Consider the following 16,507-nt stretch of genomic DNA (forward strand, 5'->3'; position numbering starts at 1 on the left):
CAGGAGCCCGTGACCGGACCTACGCCCCCACCGCCGGGCGTGACGGAGGCTGAGGTGGCGCCGGTCAAGAAGGGGCGGAATCGGCGGCTGCGGTTGTGGCTGGCGCTGGGGGCCGGGTTTTTGGGGCTGCTCTGTCTCGGGGGCGTGGGGGTGGCAGTGCTGCTCTACGACGAGGAAACGAAGATCGAGCGGGCCGATCCTGACCAGGTGACGTCGAGCTTTCTTCGCGCTTACCTGGTGAGTCGCAGTGACGACGAAGCCGCGCTGTACAGCTGCAAAGAGGGCGCGAGACTGGACGAGATCGCAGCTCTTCGTGCCGAAATGATCAATCGGGAGCAGAACTTCGGGACGACGGTGACGGCGGTCTGGGAAGCGCTTGTCGTCTCCGGCACTTCAGGCGCCTCAACCTCCGTCAACGTTGACCTGGTCATCACCGGATCCAAGGGCGGGCAACAGGTCAGCAGCCGGACAGAACCCTGGACCTTCGGTTTGGTCGATGAGCAGGGGTGGCGTGTGTGTAGCGCCGCCAAGAACGGCTGAGTTCATTCGGCCCAAAGCAGATGGGCCGGAACCTCGAGCGTCCGGGGTGCGTGACCGCTCCAACCCCAGCGATACCAGTCGAGTTCGGTGGTGACGCGGGCGCAGACCTCGCCCTCGTGGTTGGTGTGAATCTCGGTCACCGCCCGCAGGTCGCGTTCCTCACCCCCGTCGTCGAGCAACCGGACCACGCGGCGCCCGGAGAGCGACGTCGCGTCGGGGGCCGCCACCGGCGTGCGCCGCGCGGGTTCGTCCAGCGACACGAGCCGCGAGTTGGCGTCGCCGGCCGGCAGGGTCAGGCCCGCCACGCCGAACTCCTCGACCCAGACCCGTTCGACCGGCACCAGCGGCGCGAAGATCTCGGTCTGCTCGGCCTCGGCGCGATACCACTCGCCCTCGGTCATCACCGGCACATAGGTGCGGCTGCCTTGCACGACCTTCTCGTCCGCGCGCAGGTCGGAACGCCACCCGTGGCCGGGCAGGCCGATCAGCACCCGTCGCCCGCGCAGCTGACCGCTCATCGTGGCCGGCGTCGGCACGATCGGGCGCGGCGGGTCGAGCTCCCACTCGGGGTGCCCGGCGAACGGGTCGGGGAACGGCTCCCGGCTCATCCGGACCCTCCCAGCGGGGTGCCCTGCTCGCGCATGAACTGCACCGGGTCGATCGCCCCGGCGCTGGATCGGTCGTTGTTGAGGTGGACCTCGTAGTGCAGGTGGGGCCCGGACGAGTTGCCGCTGCTGCCGACCCGGCCGATGATCTCACCGGCCGTGACCTCCTGCCCCTCCCGCACGAACGGCTGGACGATCATGTGGCAGTACCTCGTCATGACGTTGCCGGCGTGCTGGATCTCCACCATCCAACCGCATCCGCCCTTGCCCGGGTAGCCGTCGACGTTGCAGGTGCGCCGTCCGTCGTGGTCCTCGTCGCATTTGACCTTCGAGACGATCCCGCTGGCCGCGGCCGCGATCGGCGTCTGCTTGCCGGCGATCAGGTCGACACCCTGGTGAGTCGGCCGGGACGCGGTGCGGAACCCCGAGCCGACCAGCGCGCCGACCGGCAGCGTCCAGCCGGAGGCCGCGATCTGGCCGGCCGAGGCGCACACCATCGACACCGAGTTGCCGACCGCGTTCGCGGCGCCGTCGGCCAGCGAGTTCACGATCTGGGTGGCGATCGGCTCGTGCTTCGCGTACGCGTCGGGGTAGGCGCTGATCTGCACCCGCTGCGCGGCCCGGGTCAGCGGCATCTTCTCCCAGCCCGGGACGGTCTTGAGCTTCTGATAGAACTTCGTGCTCGAGTAGACCGGGTCCTGCACCTGCTTGGGCGTGCCCCAGCCGGTGCTCGGACGCTGCTGGAACAGGCCGAGCGAGTCGTGGTCGTTGCGCGTGCCGAGGTTGCCCAGGTTGTTGAGCCGGGACTCCTGCATGGCCGTGGCGATCGCGATGACCCAGGCCCGTGGCGGCATCTTGAGGTTGGCGCCGACGTTGATGATGACGGCCGCGTTGCGGATCTGCTCGGCGCCGTAGGGCCGGATCCGCGGCAACTTGGTGTCGGGGTCGATCGGCCCGGCCTTGCCGCAGCCGCCCGAGGCGGTCAGCTTGTCGTTGCCCTCGTCGGTGAGACCGCCGACCAGCAGGGCCGTGACGCTGCCGCCGCAACAGAGCAGGGCCAGCGTCGCGACCAGGGCGACGAGCAGAGCGATCTTCCGTGGCCGGGGGATGCTCACGCCGGATCCCAGTCGATCCCGTCGACCCGCCAGTGACCGTCCGGCGAGATCAGCCGCAGGCTGAGTTTCCCGGTGTCCATGGTGACGACCGCGTTGACCACGGTCGCGCTGACCGGCACGAGGCTGGGCCGGCCGAGCACGCGGTCGGCCGGCACCGAGGACGGGTCGACCCCGTCCAGCTCGTCGGCCAGCTTCGAGGTGGAGTTGGGCAGCAGCTGTGCGCGCCACGCCTTCGGCGTCACGTTGCGGTGATCGGCCCAGGCCGAGGAGAAGGCGTAGGCGACCGCCTCGGGCTGAGCTCGTCCCGGCGTGGTCGACGGGCTCGGCGGCGGCTCCGTGTCGATGATGCTGTCGTCCTGTTTGGGATCCACGCTCACCGTCGGGCCCGGTGAAGCGTTGCCGAGCGGCGACGGCGAGTCGTTACCGTCCGCGAACAGCCGGGCGATGCCGATGATGGCCAGGACGATGACGGCCAGGACGATCGCTACGCCCCACCGCGACCGGAAGATTCGGTTGAGGCCGAGTTCGAGAGAGCGGGGCATGCGATCACTTGGCCTCGGAGCGAATACGCGGAGTGGACGGCTCGGAGGTGGTGCTGCCGGTCTCCGGCCGATAGATGGCGTAGGAGGACGGCTGCTCGGACACGTCCGGCTCGGTCCAGCCGGGCGTTCGCCGCTGACGGTTCGGCGGCGCCTTCTTCTCCGGGGCGGCAGTCGCCGGAGCCTCGTCGCGGACCGACTCGGTGCCGTCCGGCCGGGTCGGGGCCGCAGGACCGGCGGTCACGGGCACCGGCTCGGCGCGCTTCGCCGAGTGGGCCGGATCCTCCAGGCGAGCCTCGGGCCGCAGGTTGCCTTGATCGACGTAGACCGTGCGACCGTTGCTCTTGCCGACCACCTGAGCATCGCCGGACTCGGCCGGGTCGACCTTGGAGGCCTCCCGCATGTCCTGGAAGAACCGACGGGTCCAGGAACCCGTGGTGATGGTGCGGGCGTTGTCCTTGCCGCCGAGTTGGGTGATCCGTCGGTAAGGCCGGAGAAGCATCCAACCGACCAGACCGCAGAGGAACACCAGTACGACCTGAAGCCAGCCGGGCAAGGTCGCGGTATTCATGATCAAGTCGACCGCGAAGAGGTAGATCGCTGCGCCTGTGCCGAAGATGACGATGTTGAAGATGGCGGCGACGACAGCGTTTCCAAGCCGCTTGATACCGGCGTTCGCCGGCCGGAGCAGGCCGACGGTTCCCAGGATCGGTGCGGCGATGACCGCCCAGCGGAACACGAGGAAGCCGAGCAGAACGAGCACCGATGCGGTCAGATCGAACATGGCGAACATGATCGCTGCGAGAACAGCGATGAATCCGGCGCCGATGCGATCCATACCATTGACGCCTTGCAGATACTGGTAGGCCTCAGGGTCTTCCTGCTTGATCTGCTCGGCGACCTTCTCCCACTGCGTGTTCTTGGCATCGATGGTCGCATCGCGGTCAGCGGGGTTGGTGCGGAATCGCTCGGCATCGCGCCAGGAGAACGAGCGGGCGTCGTAGAGAGCCCTGCCGTACTTCTGGGCGGTTTCGCTGTCTGCCGAGCCGAGAAGGCCGCGCAGCCAGTTCCGGTAAAGCATTGTCTCGGTCGAGGTGTCGCTCGCTCTGACCGCAGGTGGGCGGTTGTCGTCACACGCTCCGGGCGTCGGGTCGTCGCATTGATCAGCCGGAGTGCTTTGTGACCGCGGGCCGACAGCATCGTGGACCACGCTGAGCGATGAGATAAGCGTTTGATCAGCGATGTTTGCAGAGCGAACGGGCCAGGCGGCAATGGCTGTGACACCTACCATCACCAGAATTGCCCATCCGGCTGTTGTTGTAGCGGCACCCATCTCGGCCTGCCGTGACCGCCAAATAAGGTAGATGCCGACGATGGCCAGCGTGATTACGCCGAATACGCTGAAGACCTTCTCGTAGACGGCCGTAGTGGCCTGCTCGACGAGGGTGTCAGCCCATCCCCACAAGGATTGCGGATCCCACGCCCGCTCCCGCATGGCGTTCGAGGCCCCGATGATCGCGGTCGCAATCATAAATTCGCCGTTGGCGATAGTCGTTTCGAACTTGTAGTCGGGGTCGACAAGCGTTGAAGCGCAGCCACTGTCCAAGTCGTAGGTCGTGTAGCTGTACCCGGCATAGCCATATTGGCTATAGAGTCCCTGCGGTCCGTTCTTCGTCGACGACTCCGGACGTTCCGCGAACCAGCCGGCGAGGCCCGAGTCAGGTGTGCTGGGCGTCGGCGGGGTCAAACAAGAGGCGCGGCTCTCGCTGACCTTGGTCAGACGGTCAACGCAGCCCTTGAAGTCACCCTGCCACTCTTCGACGCTGCACGCGCCCCCCGGAGCCCGCGCAGGCGCAGCCGACGCAGGCGGGGCGGCAACAGCCCACACGATCGACGCCACCACCATGACGAACATCGTCATCAGCAGCGCCAACCCCCGCCGCACCATCTCAAACCTCCAGGTCGGACGGCAACATCGGAATCGCCGGCGCGGCCTTGGCGGCCGTCGGCGTCGTGTCGAGGTGCTCCAGCAGACCTTCAACGTACGACACGTCCACACGCACCTTCTGGACGCGACCGTCGACGTCTCGCATCACGAACTCACGGAAGCCCAGCCGCGACGACGACGAGGTGTCGATCTGCGACAGCGACGCCAGCGTGGCCTCGTAGCCGTCGTGCACCGGCACCCGCAGCAGCCGCAGCGCCTCGGACGCGATCTCCTGATCCTCCGCGATGCGGCCGACGAAGACCGTCGACACCAGGTTTTGCACGTCGAGGCCGAGGATGTCGCGCGGGTTCTGCGACGCCACCAGGGCCGCGAGGTTCCACTTACGCGAGTCGCGGGCCAGGCGTACGAGGAAGGAACGGCCGGACCGCCAGCCCTCCATGAAGTGGGCCTCGTCGAGCCCGACCATCTTGCGCGAGGACATCGAGCCGCCGTAGCAGCGCCGCACCGCGAGCCGGTGGGCCGTGTGTAGCATCGGCAGGGCCAGCGATTCCTCCGCCGACCAGTATTCGCGCTCGATCTTGAGGTCGGGCAGGCGCAGCCCGGCCATCGTGATCACGGTCAGGGCGGCGTCGGCGCCGAGCAGGTGCTGCGGCGGCGAGCCGAAGAACAGCAGCGCCAGCGGCATCTCGGCGGTGTCGAGGAGCAGGTTGGCCAGTTCGCGGCCCTCGTCGTCGTCGAGGCCCTGCAGGGTGCGGACGACGTCGTCGAGGGTGGACGACTCCTCGGCCGGCACCTGGCGGACGGCGTGCCGCAGCAGCGTCGCCGTGGACGCCTCCTTGGCCACCTGGGGCGGCACCAGCATCGAGCAGATGTCCTGCACCAGCATGCGGCGCTCGGCCCGGGCGTTGGAGACCGCGATCTCATATTCGCGATCGCCGCCCGGCCCGGTCGCGAACTCCGAGCGTACGGGCGTGGGAATCAGCGCGTACGGAGCGAGCGTGCCCTGTTCGGAACCGGTCAGGTTGAGCACCCGCGAGTAGGGGCGCAGCTCCGGCATCTGGCACAGGCGGGCCAGCGGGCCGGACGGGTCGAGCAGGGTCACCTGCACACCGCGGCGGGCGTTCAGGTAGCCCAGCGCGCCCATCAGGGTCGACTTGCCACCGCCGGGCTCGGCCACGAAGACCCCGAGGCCGGAACGCTCGCGCACCTCCATCGGGAAGTGCAGGTCGAGGAAGACCGGCCGGCGGCAGGTGCCCGCCGTACGCCCGATCAGGTCGCCCCGCCGGTCGCCGACCGTTGACGCCGCCTGCGGCAGGGCCGCCGCCAGCAGCTTGACCGGCATGCGGCGCACGTAGCCGGTGTTCGCGATCGGCTCGCCGGGGATGAACTCGCGGGCCAGCTGGTCCTGGTTCTTGGGGTGCTGCAGCGAGATCCGCAGCTCCCGGGAGTAGAGCTGGATCAGCCGGCGGGCCCGTTCGAGGCATTCCTCGCGGGTGGCGCCGCCGACGGCGATCCGGTGCCAGCCGTGCGCGCGGGCCGACTCGACCGGCAGCCCGGTGGTCATCTCGTCGCCGATCACCAGCGCCCGCTTGGCCAGGCGTTCCAGCTCGGGCGGGGCGTCGATGCCGTGCTCGGCGTAGTCGAGCTGCTGCGAGCGGATCATCCGGAGCCGGTGCTCGAGGTTCTTGAACGAGCTGCCCGAGCCCAGGATGTCGAGCCGGGACGACAGCTCCATCGGCCACGGCAGCCGCTCGTGGAAGTGCATCCACGGCTCGTGCTTCTCGGGGATCTCGAGCGGTTCCATCCGCCCGACCGACAGCACCGCGACGTGCCTTTCCTCGCCGGTCATCCGGTTGACCAGTTTCACGGTCGACCCGTACGGCGTGCGGTAGCGCTCCACCTGCTCGGTCAGCGCGAGCAGGTCGCCGGTGTCCCACTGGCCGTTCGTGACCGGGCTGAGCGGCCCGGGCGGGGCCATGCAGAGCGCGACCGAGCGGAACAGCAGCCATTCCAGCTCTTGCGGGGTGACTCGCCGTCCCCGCATGCCGAACGCGTTGAGCACCTCGTCGAACTGCTCGACGGCGCGGTTGAGCTTGCGCCGCTCGCCGTCGGAGGTGCCCCGGCCGAAGATCCGCAGGACGCGCTCGGAGAACGTGTCGCCGAGCGAGCGCCGCGCGAACGTCACGCCCAGATACGTCTGGCCCTCGGCGTGGTTGACCGAGAGCAGGTGCCGCTGGGCGGCCACCAGGTGATCCGACCACGAGGTGCCGCCGCGCACGTCGGGCAGCGGCTTCGCGGTGAACGAGTCGACCGTGCGCGCCCACTCGTCGGCCGGGAACGGCCGGTTGGTGCGGCGCAGGTGCAGCCGGAATCCAGCCAATCCCGCGTACTGCTCGGAGATCGCGCTGAGCAGGGCCTCGCGCTCGGCGTCGGGCCGGAACGCCCAGCGCACCTCGGGCAGGTAATACCAGGCCGTGACCGTGCTCTGGGTGAAGGTCAGGTGGCCGGCGATCTCGCTGATCTCCAGCTCCATGACCGGGTCGCGGTCGTTGAACTTGAGCTTGTGCGGCCGCAGCGCCACCGGCTTGGGCTGCTTGAGCTTCTCCTGCTTGGCGGGCAGGTTCTTCGGCTCCTTCTTGCGCCGGGCCGGTGCCTTCTCCTTGCGCTTGGCCGGCGCCTTTTCCGGTACGGGGACCGGCAGCGCCGCCTCGGGCGAGGGGTCCTCCAGCAGCGGCTGCGGCGCGTACGCCTCGACCGGGCCGGGCTGGGGCGGGCGGGCCTGGCCGTTGCCGACGGTCTGCCACAGCGGCGGCGTCGACACCGGCGCGGCCGGCAACGGCGCCGCGGAGACCGGCCCCGCGGACTGCGCGGGGGCGGCCCCGGCCTGGGGGGCCGGCGGCCAGTCGTAGAAGTCGGGCCACTCGTCGAGATCGGGGTCGGCCGGGGCACCGGACTCCTGGAAGAAGTCGGCCTTGGGCCCGATCGGCGCGCGGCTGAACGGCTCGATCGGCTCGACCTGCTCGCGAGTGCCCCACGGGCCGGCCGGACCGTCCTGATCGTCCTCGAAGGCGGGGTCACGCGGCGCGGGCGGTGCGGAGAACGCCGGCGGCGCGGAGACCGGCGGCCCGGCGACAAGCGGCTCGGAGACCGGCGGCCCGGCGACAGGCGGATCGGTAACTGGAGTCGGGGTCGGCGCGACCGCGATCGGGCGCGGCTCGACGGGGGTGGCCGGCGGGGCCGACCCGTTGGCCACTGTGGGCCGGTCGTCGAAGTCGAACCCGAAGTCGAAGTCATGGTCCGGATCGTCCGGGGGCGGGTTCACCGAAGATTCACTCGCCGGGGTGGCCGGGGCCACCGGGGTCGGCGGGGCGGCCCCGCCGAACAGGTCGAGGAACGGCGAATCGATGTCGAGCGTCGTGTCCACCGGCCCGCCGCGCGGCCGCACCGGCTGCGGAGACTGGAAGACGCCGACCGCGCCGTGCCCCGGCGCGGTGACGAACTCCTCGGCGGCCTCGTCCGCGGATTCGGGCGAAGAGTAGTGGTTCGAGCGCACTCCGTTACTCTGCCTGCCCTGGGTGTCGGCATCCGCGCGGGGATGCCCGTGCGGAACGGGTCCGGTCATGCGCCGGCCCCGAGGGAGTACGCGATGGAACTGGTCATACCAACTCCTCCCGAACCCGGATGCGAGTGGCGACAAGTCTCGGATCGCGGCGCTCGACCGCCGGCTCGCGGGTGCGGCGCCAGTCGGTGAGCGCGGTCCGGATGACGACCCGGGCGGGACGGTCGGGGTCGACATGCCGGAACACGTACGACGTCGTGACCATGGCGAGCGCGATCTCCCAGGCCGGGAAGGGATCGAACTCGAAGGTCATCAAGTAGTGCAGGAACATGAAGAGCGGGACCAGCGCCACGAACATGCCGTACTGCGCGTACGGCAGGTGAATGGGCAGGGTGTAGCCCGGGGGGCCCAGATAGACGAGCCTCGCCCGGTAGATGTCGTCGTCGGTACGAAGCCGCATCTCAGTTGAAGATCAGCTTGATGAGGGCGTCGCCGACGAAGAACAGGGTCGCGGCGCCGGCGATGAACGCCAGACCCACGATGGCGATGGCCGAGCTGGTCAGAACCTTGGAGATCTCACCGCGGCTGGCTCGTCCAATGAAGATCACGCCGAGCACCGCGAGCAGGATCGGCGCGATGTTGCTGGCGAAGAAGGTGACGATGCCTTCGGTGTTGATGCCCTTGGGTTCGGGCGCAGCGAGCGTAGCCTGCTGGAGCACGGCCGCGGCCTGCTGGGCGAGCTCAGTGGCGATCATTGGTAAACCTCCCCGTGCCCGGCTAGGGGATTCCGGACACGCTGCAGTTGTGAAGCCTCACGGCACCGCCCATATCGTGCTACTTCCCACCCTGCGCGTCGAGTGAGCCGTTCGGGCATTGCCATGCTCGTCTGCTCTCTCCGGTTCCAACAAATGATGCCCAGTTCCGAAGAGTACGGCCCGCCGTTCTTGGCTACAAGCGTCCGAAACGTTACGCAAGGTGATGGCGTGCGTGAAATTGAGTTACGGGCCATCGTACGCACGTGCGACAACCCCGGCCGCCGTACCCTCGTGCCGTGACGACTGAGCCGACGGATGCGCAGGTCGCGGGACGCGCGCTGATGCATGTGGATCACCCGGTCGTGATGGGCGTCCTCAACGTCACGCCCGACTCCTTCTCGGACGGCGGGAAATACACGGACGTGGACGCCGCCGTCCGGCACGGCGTTGACCTGCACTACGCAGGTGCGAACATCGTGGACGTGGGCGGGGAGTCGACCCGTCCCGGGGCCGAGCGGGTGGACGCCGAGACCGAGATCGCCCGCGTGGTTCCGGTGGTCCGGGCCCTGGCGGCGGCCGGGGTGCCGGTCAGCATCGACACCACCCGGGCCGCGGTGGCCCGGGCGGCCCTCGAGGCGGGCGCCGCCGTGATCAACGACGTCTCGGGCGGCCTGGCCGACAAGGGCATGGCCCGGGTGGCCGCCGAGGCCGGCTGCCCATGGATCCTGATGCACTGGCGCGGGCACTCCCGCCGCATGACCGAGCTCGCCGTCTACGCCGATGTGGTCACCGACGTACGGGATGAGCTGCTGCAACGGGTGGACGAGGCGCTCGCCGCGGGGGTCGGGCCGGAGCAGATCGTCCTGGACCCGGGCCTGGGCTTCGCCAAGACCGCCGAGCACAACTGGGCCCTCAGCACCCACCTCGACGTGCTGATCGGCCTGGGCTACCCGGTCCTGTTCGCGGCCAGCCGCAAGACCTACCTGGGCCGGTTGCTGGCGGGTCCGGACGGTGCCCCGCGCCCGGTCGCCGAGCGCGAGGCGGCCACCCTGGCCACGTCGGTGCTGGCCGTGGCGGCCGGGGCCTGGGGCGTACGGGTGCACGACGTCACCGCCACGGCCGACGCGCTCGCCGTGTGGCGCGCGACCGGATCGCCCCGGCTCCGCGCCCGATGACGGCCGGTGAGGTGCGAATGAGAAGGAGTGAACAGGTGGAGGGCCAGATCACACTGACCGGCCTGCGGATGCGCGGCCGGCACGGCGTCTTCGACTTCGAGCGCGAGCAGGGCCAGGATTTCGTGATCGACGTGCGCCTCGGGCTCGACCTCGCCCCGGCCGCGGCCAGCGACGACGTCGCCGACACGGTGCACTACGGCGAGCTCGCGGGGCGGCTGGCCGAGATCGTCGGGGGCGAGCCGGTCAACCTGATCGAGACGCTGGCCGACCGGCTGCTGACGGCCTGCCTCGACGACCCGCGGGTGTCGGCGGCCGAGGTCACCGTCCACAAGCCGCAGGCGCCGATCCCGCTCGAGTTCGCCGACGTCGCCGTCACACTACGCCGGAGCCGTACGTGACCAGGGCCGTTCTGTCTCTCGGGAGCAATCTCGGCGATCGCGAGGGCCACCTGCGCCTGGCGGTCCGGGTGCTCGGCCGGGCCGTCGAGCGCGCCTCGGTCGTCTACGAGACGCCGCCGTGGGGCGATGCCGGCCAACCGGCGTACCTGAACGCTGTTGTTCTCGTCTCGGACCCGGAGGCCTCCCCGCACGACTGGCTCGAACGTGCCCGGGCGGCCGAGACCGAAGCGGAGCGGGTCCGCGATCCGGAGCGCCGCTTCGGCCCGCGCACGCTGGACGTCGACGTGATCGCGGTGTGCGACGCCGACGGGCGGCCGGTGCTCAGCGACGATCCCGAGCTGACGCTGCCGCATCCGCGCGCCCACCTGCGCGCGTTCGTGCTGCGCCCGTGGCACGACATCGAACCCGCCGCCGAGCTGCCCGGCCACGGCCCGATCGCCCGGCTGCTGGCCGCCCCCGGTCTGGCCGGCGACGTGGCGGCAATGACCCCGCGCCCCGATCTCGCACTAGAGTTCACAGAGTGAGCAGCAACCCGCAGGCGCCCAAGTCGGACCCGTCGATGCGCCCGACCAGCATCTCGGTGTTGATCGTCGCGGGCCTGAGCGCGGCCGCCCTGGGCTGGCTGCTGCTCAGCTTCTCCTATTCGACCCTGCCCGACCTGCCGTGGTCGCCGGTGATCGTGCTGGCCGTGCTGGCCGTCGCCGAGGGGCTGCTGGCGCAGAACACGTCGGCCCGCATCCAGCGCAAGCCGGGCGCGCCCCGGGTCGACCCGCTCGCCGTCGCCCGCTACGTCGCGCTGGCCAAGGCGTCCTCGCTCGTCGGCGCGATCTCGGCCGGCTTCTCGGCGGGCCTGCTGGCCTGGCTGGCGATGGAGCCCACCGAGGCCGCGAGCGGCGATCTGCCGGTCGCGATCGGCGGGGTGATCACGGCCGTGGCGCTGGTCGCGGCGGCCCTCTGGCTTGAACGTTCGTGCCGCATTCCGGAGCAGCCCGACTCCCAGGACAACAACGATTCGGACCGGCCCTCCGGCCTGCTCTGATCCCCTATTTTTCGGCCTTGAACTGAGACCGACTCGTATCCGTATGCTCTGGGCACGGGCATGCGCCCGGCGGATTTCGGCGTGCGTTGCTCACCGCACGGTGCGGACGCACACGAGGAGGCACGGCGATGGCGTACGACGAGGCGACGTACCGTCGGCAGACCGAGGACCCCACGCCCACCGATCCGGCTGCCTACCGGGCCAATACCCTGGCCGCGGCCGAGCAGCGGCGGCGGGCCGAGGAGCTCGACGGCACCGCTGACACCACGGCCGACGTGCTGCGCCGGGCCGAGGCCGACGAGGACGGGCGGGACCGTCTCGGCATCCACCTCGGCTGGGAGGTCGTGCTGCTGGTCGCCGCGGGGGCGATCGGCTTCCTCCTCTGGCGCCTCGACCCCGACGCCCTCAAGCGGCCCGACCTCGACTCCCTGCTCATCACCGGCGCCGCGATCGGCCTGCTCGCCCTGGGCGCGGGCCTGACCCTGCGGGCCGGCGTGCCCAACCTGGCCCTCGGCCCGATCGCCCTGGCCGCCTCCTTCCAGTACGCCGAGCAGGGCGACAAGGGCCTGTTCCAGTCGATCGTCCCGGCGCTGGTGTTCGCCGCGGCCGGCGCCATCGTGATCGGCCTGATCGTCGTCGTGCTGCACGTGCCGGGGTGGGCCGCCACGCTCGCGGCCGGGCTCGGCGTGATCGTCTTCGACCAGCTGCGGGTTGCGCCGGTCGCCGTGCAGGGCGACTACGACCCCACCGACCACGCCTTCTTCCTGTTCGGCGGGTTCGCGCTGCTGGCCGTGCTGGGCGGGGCGATGGGCGCGGCCACCCCGGTCCGCCGCTGGCTCGGTGGCATGCGCCCGACCGGCGACCCGGCCCGGCGCCGCGGCCCGGTCGTCGCGCTGCCGGTGATCGGCTCGCTGCTGCTGTCCTCGGTCTTCGCGGTCGGCGCGGGCATCCTGTTCGCCGCGCTGTCGGACGACCCGGTCGTGCCCGGCACCGGCCTGGAGTGGACGGGCATCGCGCTCGGCCTGGCCCTGCTCGCCGGCACCAGCGCGTACGGGCGGCGCGGGGGCCTGTTCGGCACGCTGTTCGCGGTGGCCGCCCTGACGCTGTTCCTCGACTACGCGGCCCGGCGCAACTTCGACATCGCCCTGTTCGCGATCGCGGCCTGCGTGTTCGCGGCCGGCCTGGTCGTCACGCGGCTCGTCGAGACGTACGGGCGGCCGCTGCCGGTCGCCGGGCCCGCCGACTGGAACGCGGCCCCCACCACGGCCGCGGCCAACTGGTCGCCCGACCTGCCCGAGACCTGGTCCACGTCGACCAGCACCCCGCGTACGGACCGCTGGGACGCCGGGCCCTGGGGAACCAGCCGGTAACCGCCCGGCCGCTCCGCCTATGCTCTTGGTCATGACCACTCCGAGCTTCGCCGAGCTGGACGCCCTGCCCACCGAGGAGCTGCGTGAGCGCGCCTTCACCCGGGCCCGGGAGCGGCACGACATCGGCTTCTTCTGGTCGGTCTTCAAGCACCTGCCCGACGCCGACGAGGCGGCCCAGCTCGACGGCGCGCCCAACTCGATCGGCCCCACGGTCGACGAGGCGGTCGCGCTCTGGCGTGAGCTCGAGGGCCACGGCTACGGCGACAGCGAGCCCCTGCTGCGCGCCGCATTCATCGACTACCTGCAGAAACACTAGGTATCAACGGCCGTCGTTTGGGAAGTGCGCCGCTCTGGGAACTAGCGGCGCATGGCTCTCGGTAACCGGTACAAATCTGCGCCTGGTGCGGGCACTTTGGCCGCGCTCATATTGGTTCTCGTCTTCGGCAGCCCGTGGTATGCGGAGTGGGCCAGCGAGAACACCAACCCCAACACGGCCGGCGGCTGGTGGTTGCGCCTGCTCGCCTGGCCCCGCTGGTCCTTCGACTCGAGCGACTCGCTGCGCGAGATCATCGTCGGCGACCTCAAGGCGATCCTGCTGGTCCTGCTGACCCTGCTCTTCCTGTTCCTGCTGCCGGGCTCGCAGCTGGCCCGGGCCCGCGGCACGATCAGCCAGTTCTTCGCCGGCTGGGCGGCGTACATCTTCGCCGGCGGTTTCGCGGCGCTGCTGACGACGCTCTTCCTGGCCAACCCCTCGCTGCTGGGCGCCTTCCAGGCGGCCGGCAACGGAGCCGCGTACGGGCTGTTCGTGGGGTGGATCGTTGGCTTCGCCACACTCGGCGGGTATCGCGGCACTCGATGAGATGTGAGCCGTCCGCGGCCGCCCCGAAGACGTTCGCAACTGCGAAGTTTCTTGGGCGGCTGCGGGCGGCTCCCGTCTGTCGATCACGATTCGCGCTGGTCGGCGCGTTGTTGGTTAAGCCTTGGCGGCCGTCCGGTATGGCCCAGATTTCGACCATCTGAAGCCCGGCGATCGAACATTTGCCCGATCGCCGCGTCTGGGTAGTATCGGCGGCCATGCCGGATCAGGACTCCGTGGCGGGTAACGCACGCCTGCTTCGCGGCCTCATCTGGGCGGGTGTTCTGCTCGCCCCGGTGGCCGCGCTCGTTGTGCTGCTCGGTCAAAGCTCCAACACCGTGCGGTTCGCCGTGCTCCTCATCGCCGTCGCCGTCGCCCTGATCGGCGCGTCGGTGCTGGTCCGCAGCGACCCGGTGCTCGGCCGCATGGACATCGAGGACCGCGTGGCCGAAGAGGTGGCGAGCCTGCGGCGCGAGCTGCGGGCCGAGTTCGGCGGCGGCCGGCCCCAGGGCCGCGGCGCCGCTCAGGTCCACGGTGGACCGCCCCCGCCGATGCCGGCCCCGGCCGCCGCGGCCGTCGCTCAGGTGCGCCCGCAGCCGCCGGAGGAGGAGCCGTCCGGGTTCTTCGCCGACCTGCCGGCCGAGGGCCAATATCCCGACCCGTTCGCGAACAGCTACCCGGCGAACGCCTACCCGGAGAACTCTTATCCGGAGAGCGACTATCCGGCGAACGAGTACGCGGACGACAGCTATCAGGACGGTTACCCCGAGGACGACTACGCGCCGCCGATGCCGGCCGGCCCGCCGCCCATGGGCACGGCCCGGCCCCCCGCTCCTGTCGCCTCGGCCGCCGTCCGCCCGCCGGCCCGCACCGGCCCCGGCATGACCACCGGCGGCCGCCCGATCAACCCCGAACCCGGCACCTCGACCGGCGGCCGGGTCGTGGCCGCGGCCGCCTCGGTGCCGCCGCCCCCGCCGATCCCGCGGCAGCGCGGAGCGGCCTCGGTGCCCCCGCCGCCGCCCCCGCAGGCCCCGCCACGCGCGTCGGCCACGGTGCGCCCCGGCAACCCGTACGGTCACCAGCCCGACTCGCTCGCCGACGACTTCGGCGCCAGCACCGGCTACGCCGCCCAGGGGCCCGGGGTCTACGGCTCACCCGCGAGCGGCAACACGTACGGCGCGCCCGCCGGCACGTACGGCGGGGGCAATGACTTCGACTCCGACGAATACAACGGCTACGGCGCCCCGAGCTACGGCGCGGCCCCTGAATACGGCCCGGGGTCCGAATACGGCCCGGCCCCCGAATACGGCCCGCCCCAGCACGAGCCCGGCAACACGACCGGCGACCCCAACTACAAGGCCCGCCGCCACCGGCCCTCGGCCAACGACACCAATGTGGGCTCGCTCAGCGACTTCGCCTCGTACGGGGGCTATCAACCCGACCCGGGCCACGGCCGCCGCTGAGCCTCACTTGTCGATGTCGCCCACGACGAAGAACATCGAGCCGAGGATCGCGATCAGGTCAGGCACCAGGCAGCCCGGGATCAGCGTGGCCAGCGCCTGCACGTTGGCGTAGGAGGCGGTGCGCAGCTTCATCCGCCACGGCGTCTTCTCGCCCCGCGACACCAGGTAGTAGCCGTTGATGCCGAGCGGGTTCTCGGTCCAGGCGTACGTGTGCCCCTCGGGCGCCTTGACCACCTTGGGCAGCCGCACGTTGACCGGCCCCGAGATCCGGTCGACCCGGTCCAGGCACTGCTCGGCCAGGTCGAGCGAGACGACCGTCTGCTCGAGCAACACCTCGAACCGGGCATGGCAATCGCCGGCGCTGCGCGTCACCACGGGCACATCCAATTCCCCGTACGCCAGGTAGGGCTCGTCGCGGCGCAGGTCGAAGTCGAGACCGCTGGCCCGCGCGACCGGCCCCGAAGCCCCGTACGCGGCCGCCTGCTCGGCCGTCAGCACGCCGACCCCGACCGTACGGGCGAGGAAGATGTCGTTGCGCCGGATCAGGTTGTCCAGGTCGGGCAGTCGCTTGCGGACGGTCTTGATCGCCTCGCGCGCCCGGCCCGTCCAGCCCGCCGGCACCTCCTCCTTGAGCCCGCCGACCCGGTTGAACATGTAGTGCATGCGGCCGCCGGAGACCTCCTCCATGACCGCCTGCAGGGTCTCGCGCTCGCGGAACGCGTAGAACATCGGCGTGATCGCACCGATCTCCAGCGGGTAGGAGCCCAGGAACATCAGGTGGTTGAGCACCCGGTTGAGCTCGGCCAGCGCCATCCGCAGCCAGGTCGCGCGCTCGGGCACCTCGATGCCCATGAGCCGCTCGACGGCCAGCGCGACCCCCAGCTCGTTGGCGAACGCGGACAGCCAGTCGTGCCGGTTGGCCAGCATCAGGATCTGCCGATAGTCGCGCACCTCGAACAGCTTCTCGGCGCCGCGGTGCATGTAGCCGACGATCGGCTCGCACGTGACGACCCGCTCGCCGTCGAGCGTCAGCTTGAGCCGCAGCACGCCGTGTGTCGACGGATGCTGCGGGCCGATGTTGAGCACCATGTCGGCGGTCTCGAGCCCGGCGCCGGTCCCGACGGTCATCTCACGCAGCTGCTCCG

Annotated in this window: 17 protein-coding genes; 9 read left to right on the forward strand and 8 right to left on the reverse strand. The window is 70.6% G+C overall.

What is annotated here, in order from left to right:
- The first annotated feature begins 54 nt into the window (after positions 1-54).
- Entirely contained in the window at positions 55-540 is a 486-nt protein-coding gene (locus tag JKJ07_RS09060; protein ID WP_202990853.1) for a hypothetical protein, read from the forward strand.
- Between the two features lie 2 nt (positions 541-542).
- Here JKJ07_RS09060 and JKJ07_RS09065 read toward each other — a convergent pair whose 3' ends face one another.
- From JKJ07_RS09065 to JKJ07_RS09095, 7 genes are all read right to left on the reverse strand, one after another.
- Positions 543-1,148 (reverse strand): hypothetical protein, encoded by a 606-nt coding sequence (locus JKJ07_RS09065; protein WP_202990855.1) that lies wholly within the window; start codon positions 1,146-1,148, stop codon positions 543-545.
- The gene (locus JKJ07_RS09070; RefSeq protein WP_202990858.1) at positions 1,145-2,260 is read right to left on the reverse strand and encodes a M23 family metallopeptidase; all 1,116 of its coding nucleotides are present in this window, start codon (positions 2,258-2,260) and stop codon (positions 1,145-1,147) included. Before JKJ07_RS09070 ends, JKJ07_RS09065 begins: the two co-directional genes overlap by 4 nt.
- Positions 2,257-2,802, reverse strand: a complete 546-nt coding sequence (locus JKJ07_RS09075) for a hypothetical protein (protein ID WP_202990860.1) — start codon at positions 2,800-2,802, stop codon at positions 2,257-2,259. Before JKJ07_RS09075 ends, JKJ07_RS09070 begins: the two co-directional genes overlap by 4 nt.
- Positions 2,803-2,806: 4 nt before the next feature.
- On the reverse strand, positions 2,807-4,747 hold the full coding sequence (locus tag JKJ07_RS09080; protein WP_202990862.1) for an MraY family glycosyltransferase: 1,941 nt from the start codon (positions 4,745-4,747) through the stop codon (positions 2,807-2,809).
- A gap of 1 nt (position 4,748) precedes the next feature.
- On the reverse strand, positions 4,749-8,300 hold the full coding sequence (locus tag JKJ07_RS09085; RefSeq protein WP_307834184.1) for an ATP-binding protein: 3,552 nt from the start codon (positions 8,298-8,300) through the stop codon (positions 4,749-4,751).
- A 103-nt stretch (positions 8,301-8,403) separates the two neighbouring features.
- A complete protein-coding gene (locus JKJ07_RS09090; protein WP_202990866.1) occupies positions 8,404-8,766 on the reverse strand; it encodes a hypothetical protein in 363 nt (120 codons plus the stop codon).
- A 1-nt stretch (position 8,767) separates the two neighbouring features.
- Entirely contained in the window at positions 8,768-9,061 is a 294-nt protein-coding gene (locus tag JKJ07_RS09095; protein WP_184954644.1) for a hypothetical protein, read from the reverse strand.
- A gap of 341 nt (positions 9,062-9,402) precedes the next feature.
- Here JKJ07_RS09095 and folP point away from each other — a divergent pair, with 341 nt between their 5' ends.
- The 8 genes from folP to JKJ07_RS09135 all read left to right on the forward strand — a co-directional run bounded on the left by folP (position 9,403) and on the right by JKJ07_RS09135 (position 15,362).
- On the forward strand, positions 9,403-10,236 hold the full coding sequence (gene folP / locus JKJ07_RS09100; RefSeq protein ID WP_202991768.1) for a dihydropteroate synthase: 834 nt from the start codon (positions 9,403-9,405) through the stop codon (positions 10,234-10,236).
- Between the two features lie 17 nt (positions 10,237-10,253).
- Positions 10,254-10,634: a dihydroneopterin aldolase gene (gene folB / locus JKJ07_RS09105; protein WP_236028685.1), complete on the forward strand. Its 381-nt coding sequence runs from the start codon at positions 10,254-10,256 to the stop codon at positions 10,632-10,634.
- Positions 10,631-11,158, forward strand: coding sequence for a 2-amino-4-hydroxy-6-hydroxymethyldihydropteridine diphosphokinase (gene folK, locus JKJ07_RS09110; protein WP_202990870.1), 528 nt, complete (start codon positions 10,631-10,633; stop codon positions 11,156-11,158). Before folB ends, folK begins: the two co-directional genes overlap by 4 nt.
- A gap of 35 nt (positions 11,159-11,193) precedes the next feature.
- A complete protein-coding gene (locus tag JKJ07_RS09115) occupies positions 11,194-11,673 on the forward strand; it encodes a DUF3180 domain-containing protein (protein WP_202991769.1) in 480 nt (159 codons plus the stop codon).
- A 128-nt stretch (positions 11,674-11,801) separates the two neighbouring features.
- Complete coding sequence (locus JKJ07_RS09120; RefSeq protein ID WP_202990873.1) at positions 11,802-13,043, forward strand: ABC transporter permease; 1,242 nt, start codon at positions 11,802-11,804, stop codon at positions 13,041-13,043.
- A 31-nt stretch (positions 13,044-13,074) separates the two neighbouring features.
- Positions 13,075-13,359: a DUF3053 domain-containing protein gene (locus JKJ07_RS09125; RefSeq protein ID WP_236028686.1), complete on the forward strand. Its 285-nt coding sequence runs from the start codon at positions 13,075-13,077 to the stop codon at positions 13,357-13,359.
- A 51-nt stretch (positions 13,360-13,410) separates the two neighbouring features.
- Positions 13,411-13,902, forward strand: coding sequence for a hypothetical protein (locus tag JKJ07_RS09130; protein WP_202990877.1), 492 nt, complete (start codon positions 13,411-13,413; stop codon positions 13,900-13,902).
- A 215-nt stretch (positions 13,903-14,117) separates the two neighbouring features.
- Positions 14,118-15,362: a hypothetical protein gene (locus JKJ07_RS09135; RefSeq protein WP_202990879.1), complete on the forward strand. Its 1,245-nt coding sequence runs from the start codon at positions 14,118-14,120 to the stop codon at positions 15,360-15,362.
- 3 nt (positions 15,363-15,365) lie between these two features.
- Here JKJ07_RS09135 and JKJ07_RS09140 read toward each other — a convergent pair whose 3' ends face one another.
- On the reverse strand, positions 15,366-16,490 hold the full coding sequence (locus JKJ07_RS09140) for an NADH-quinone oxidoreductase subunit D (protein ID WP_202991770.1): 1,125 nt from the start codon (positions 16,488-16,490) through the stop codon (positions 15,366-15,368).
- Positions 16,491-16,507: the final 17 nt, after the last annotated feature.

Source organism: Paractinoplanes lichenicola, from assembly GCF_016785085.1.
Classification (GTDB): domain Bacteria; phylum Actinomycetota; class Actinomycetes; order Mycobacteriales; family Micromonosporaceae; genus Actinoplanes; species Actinoplanes lichenicola.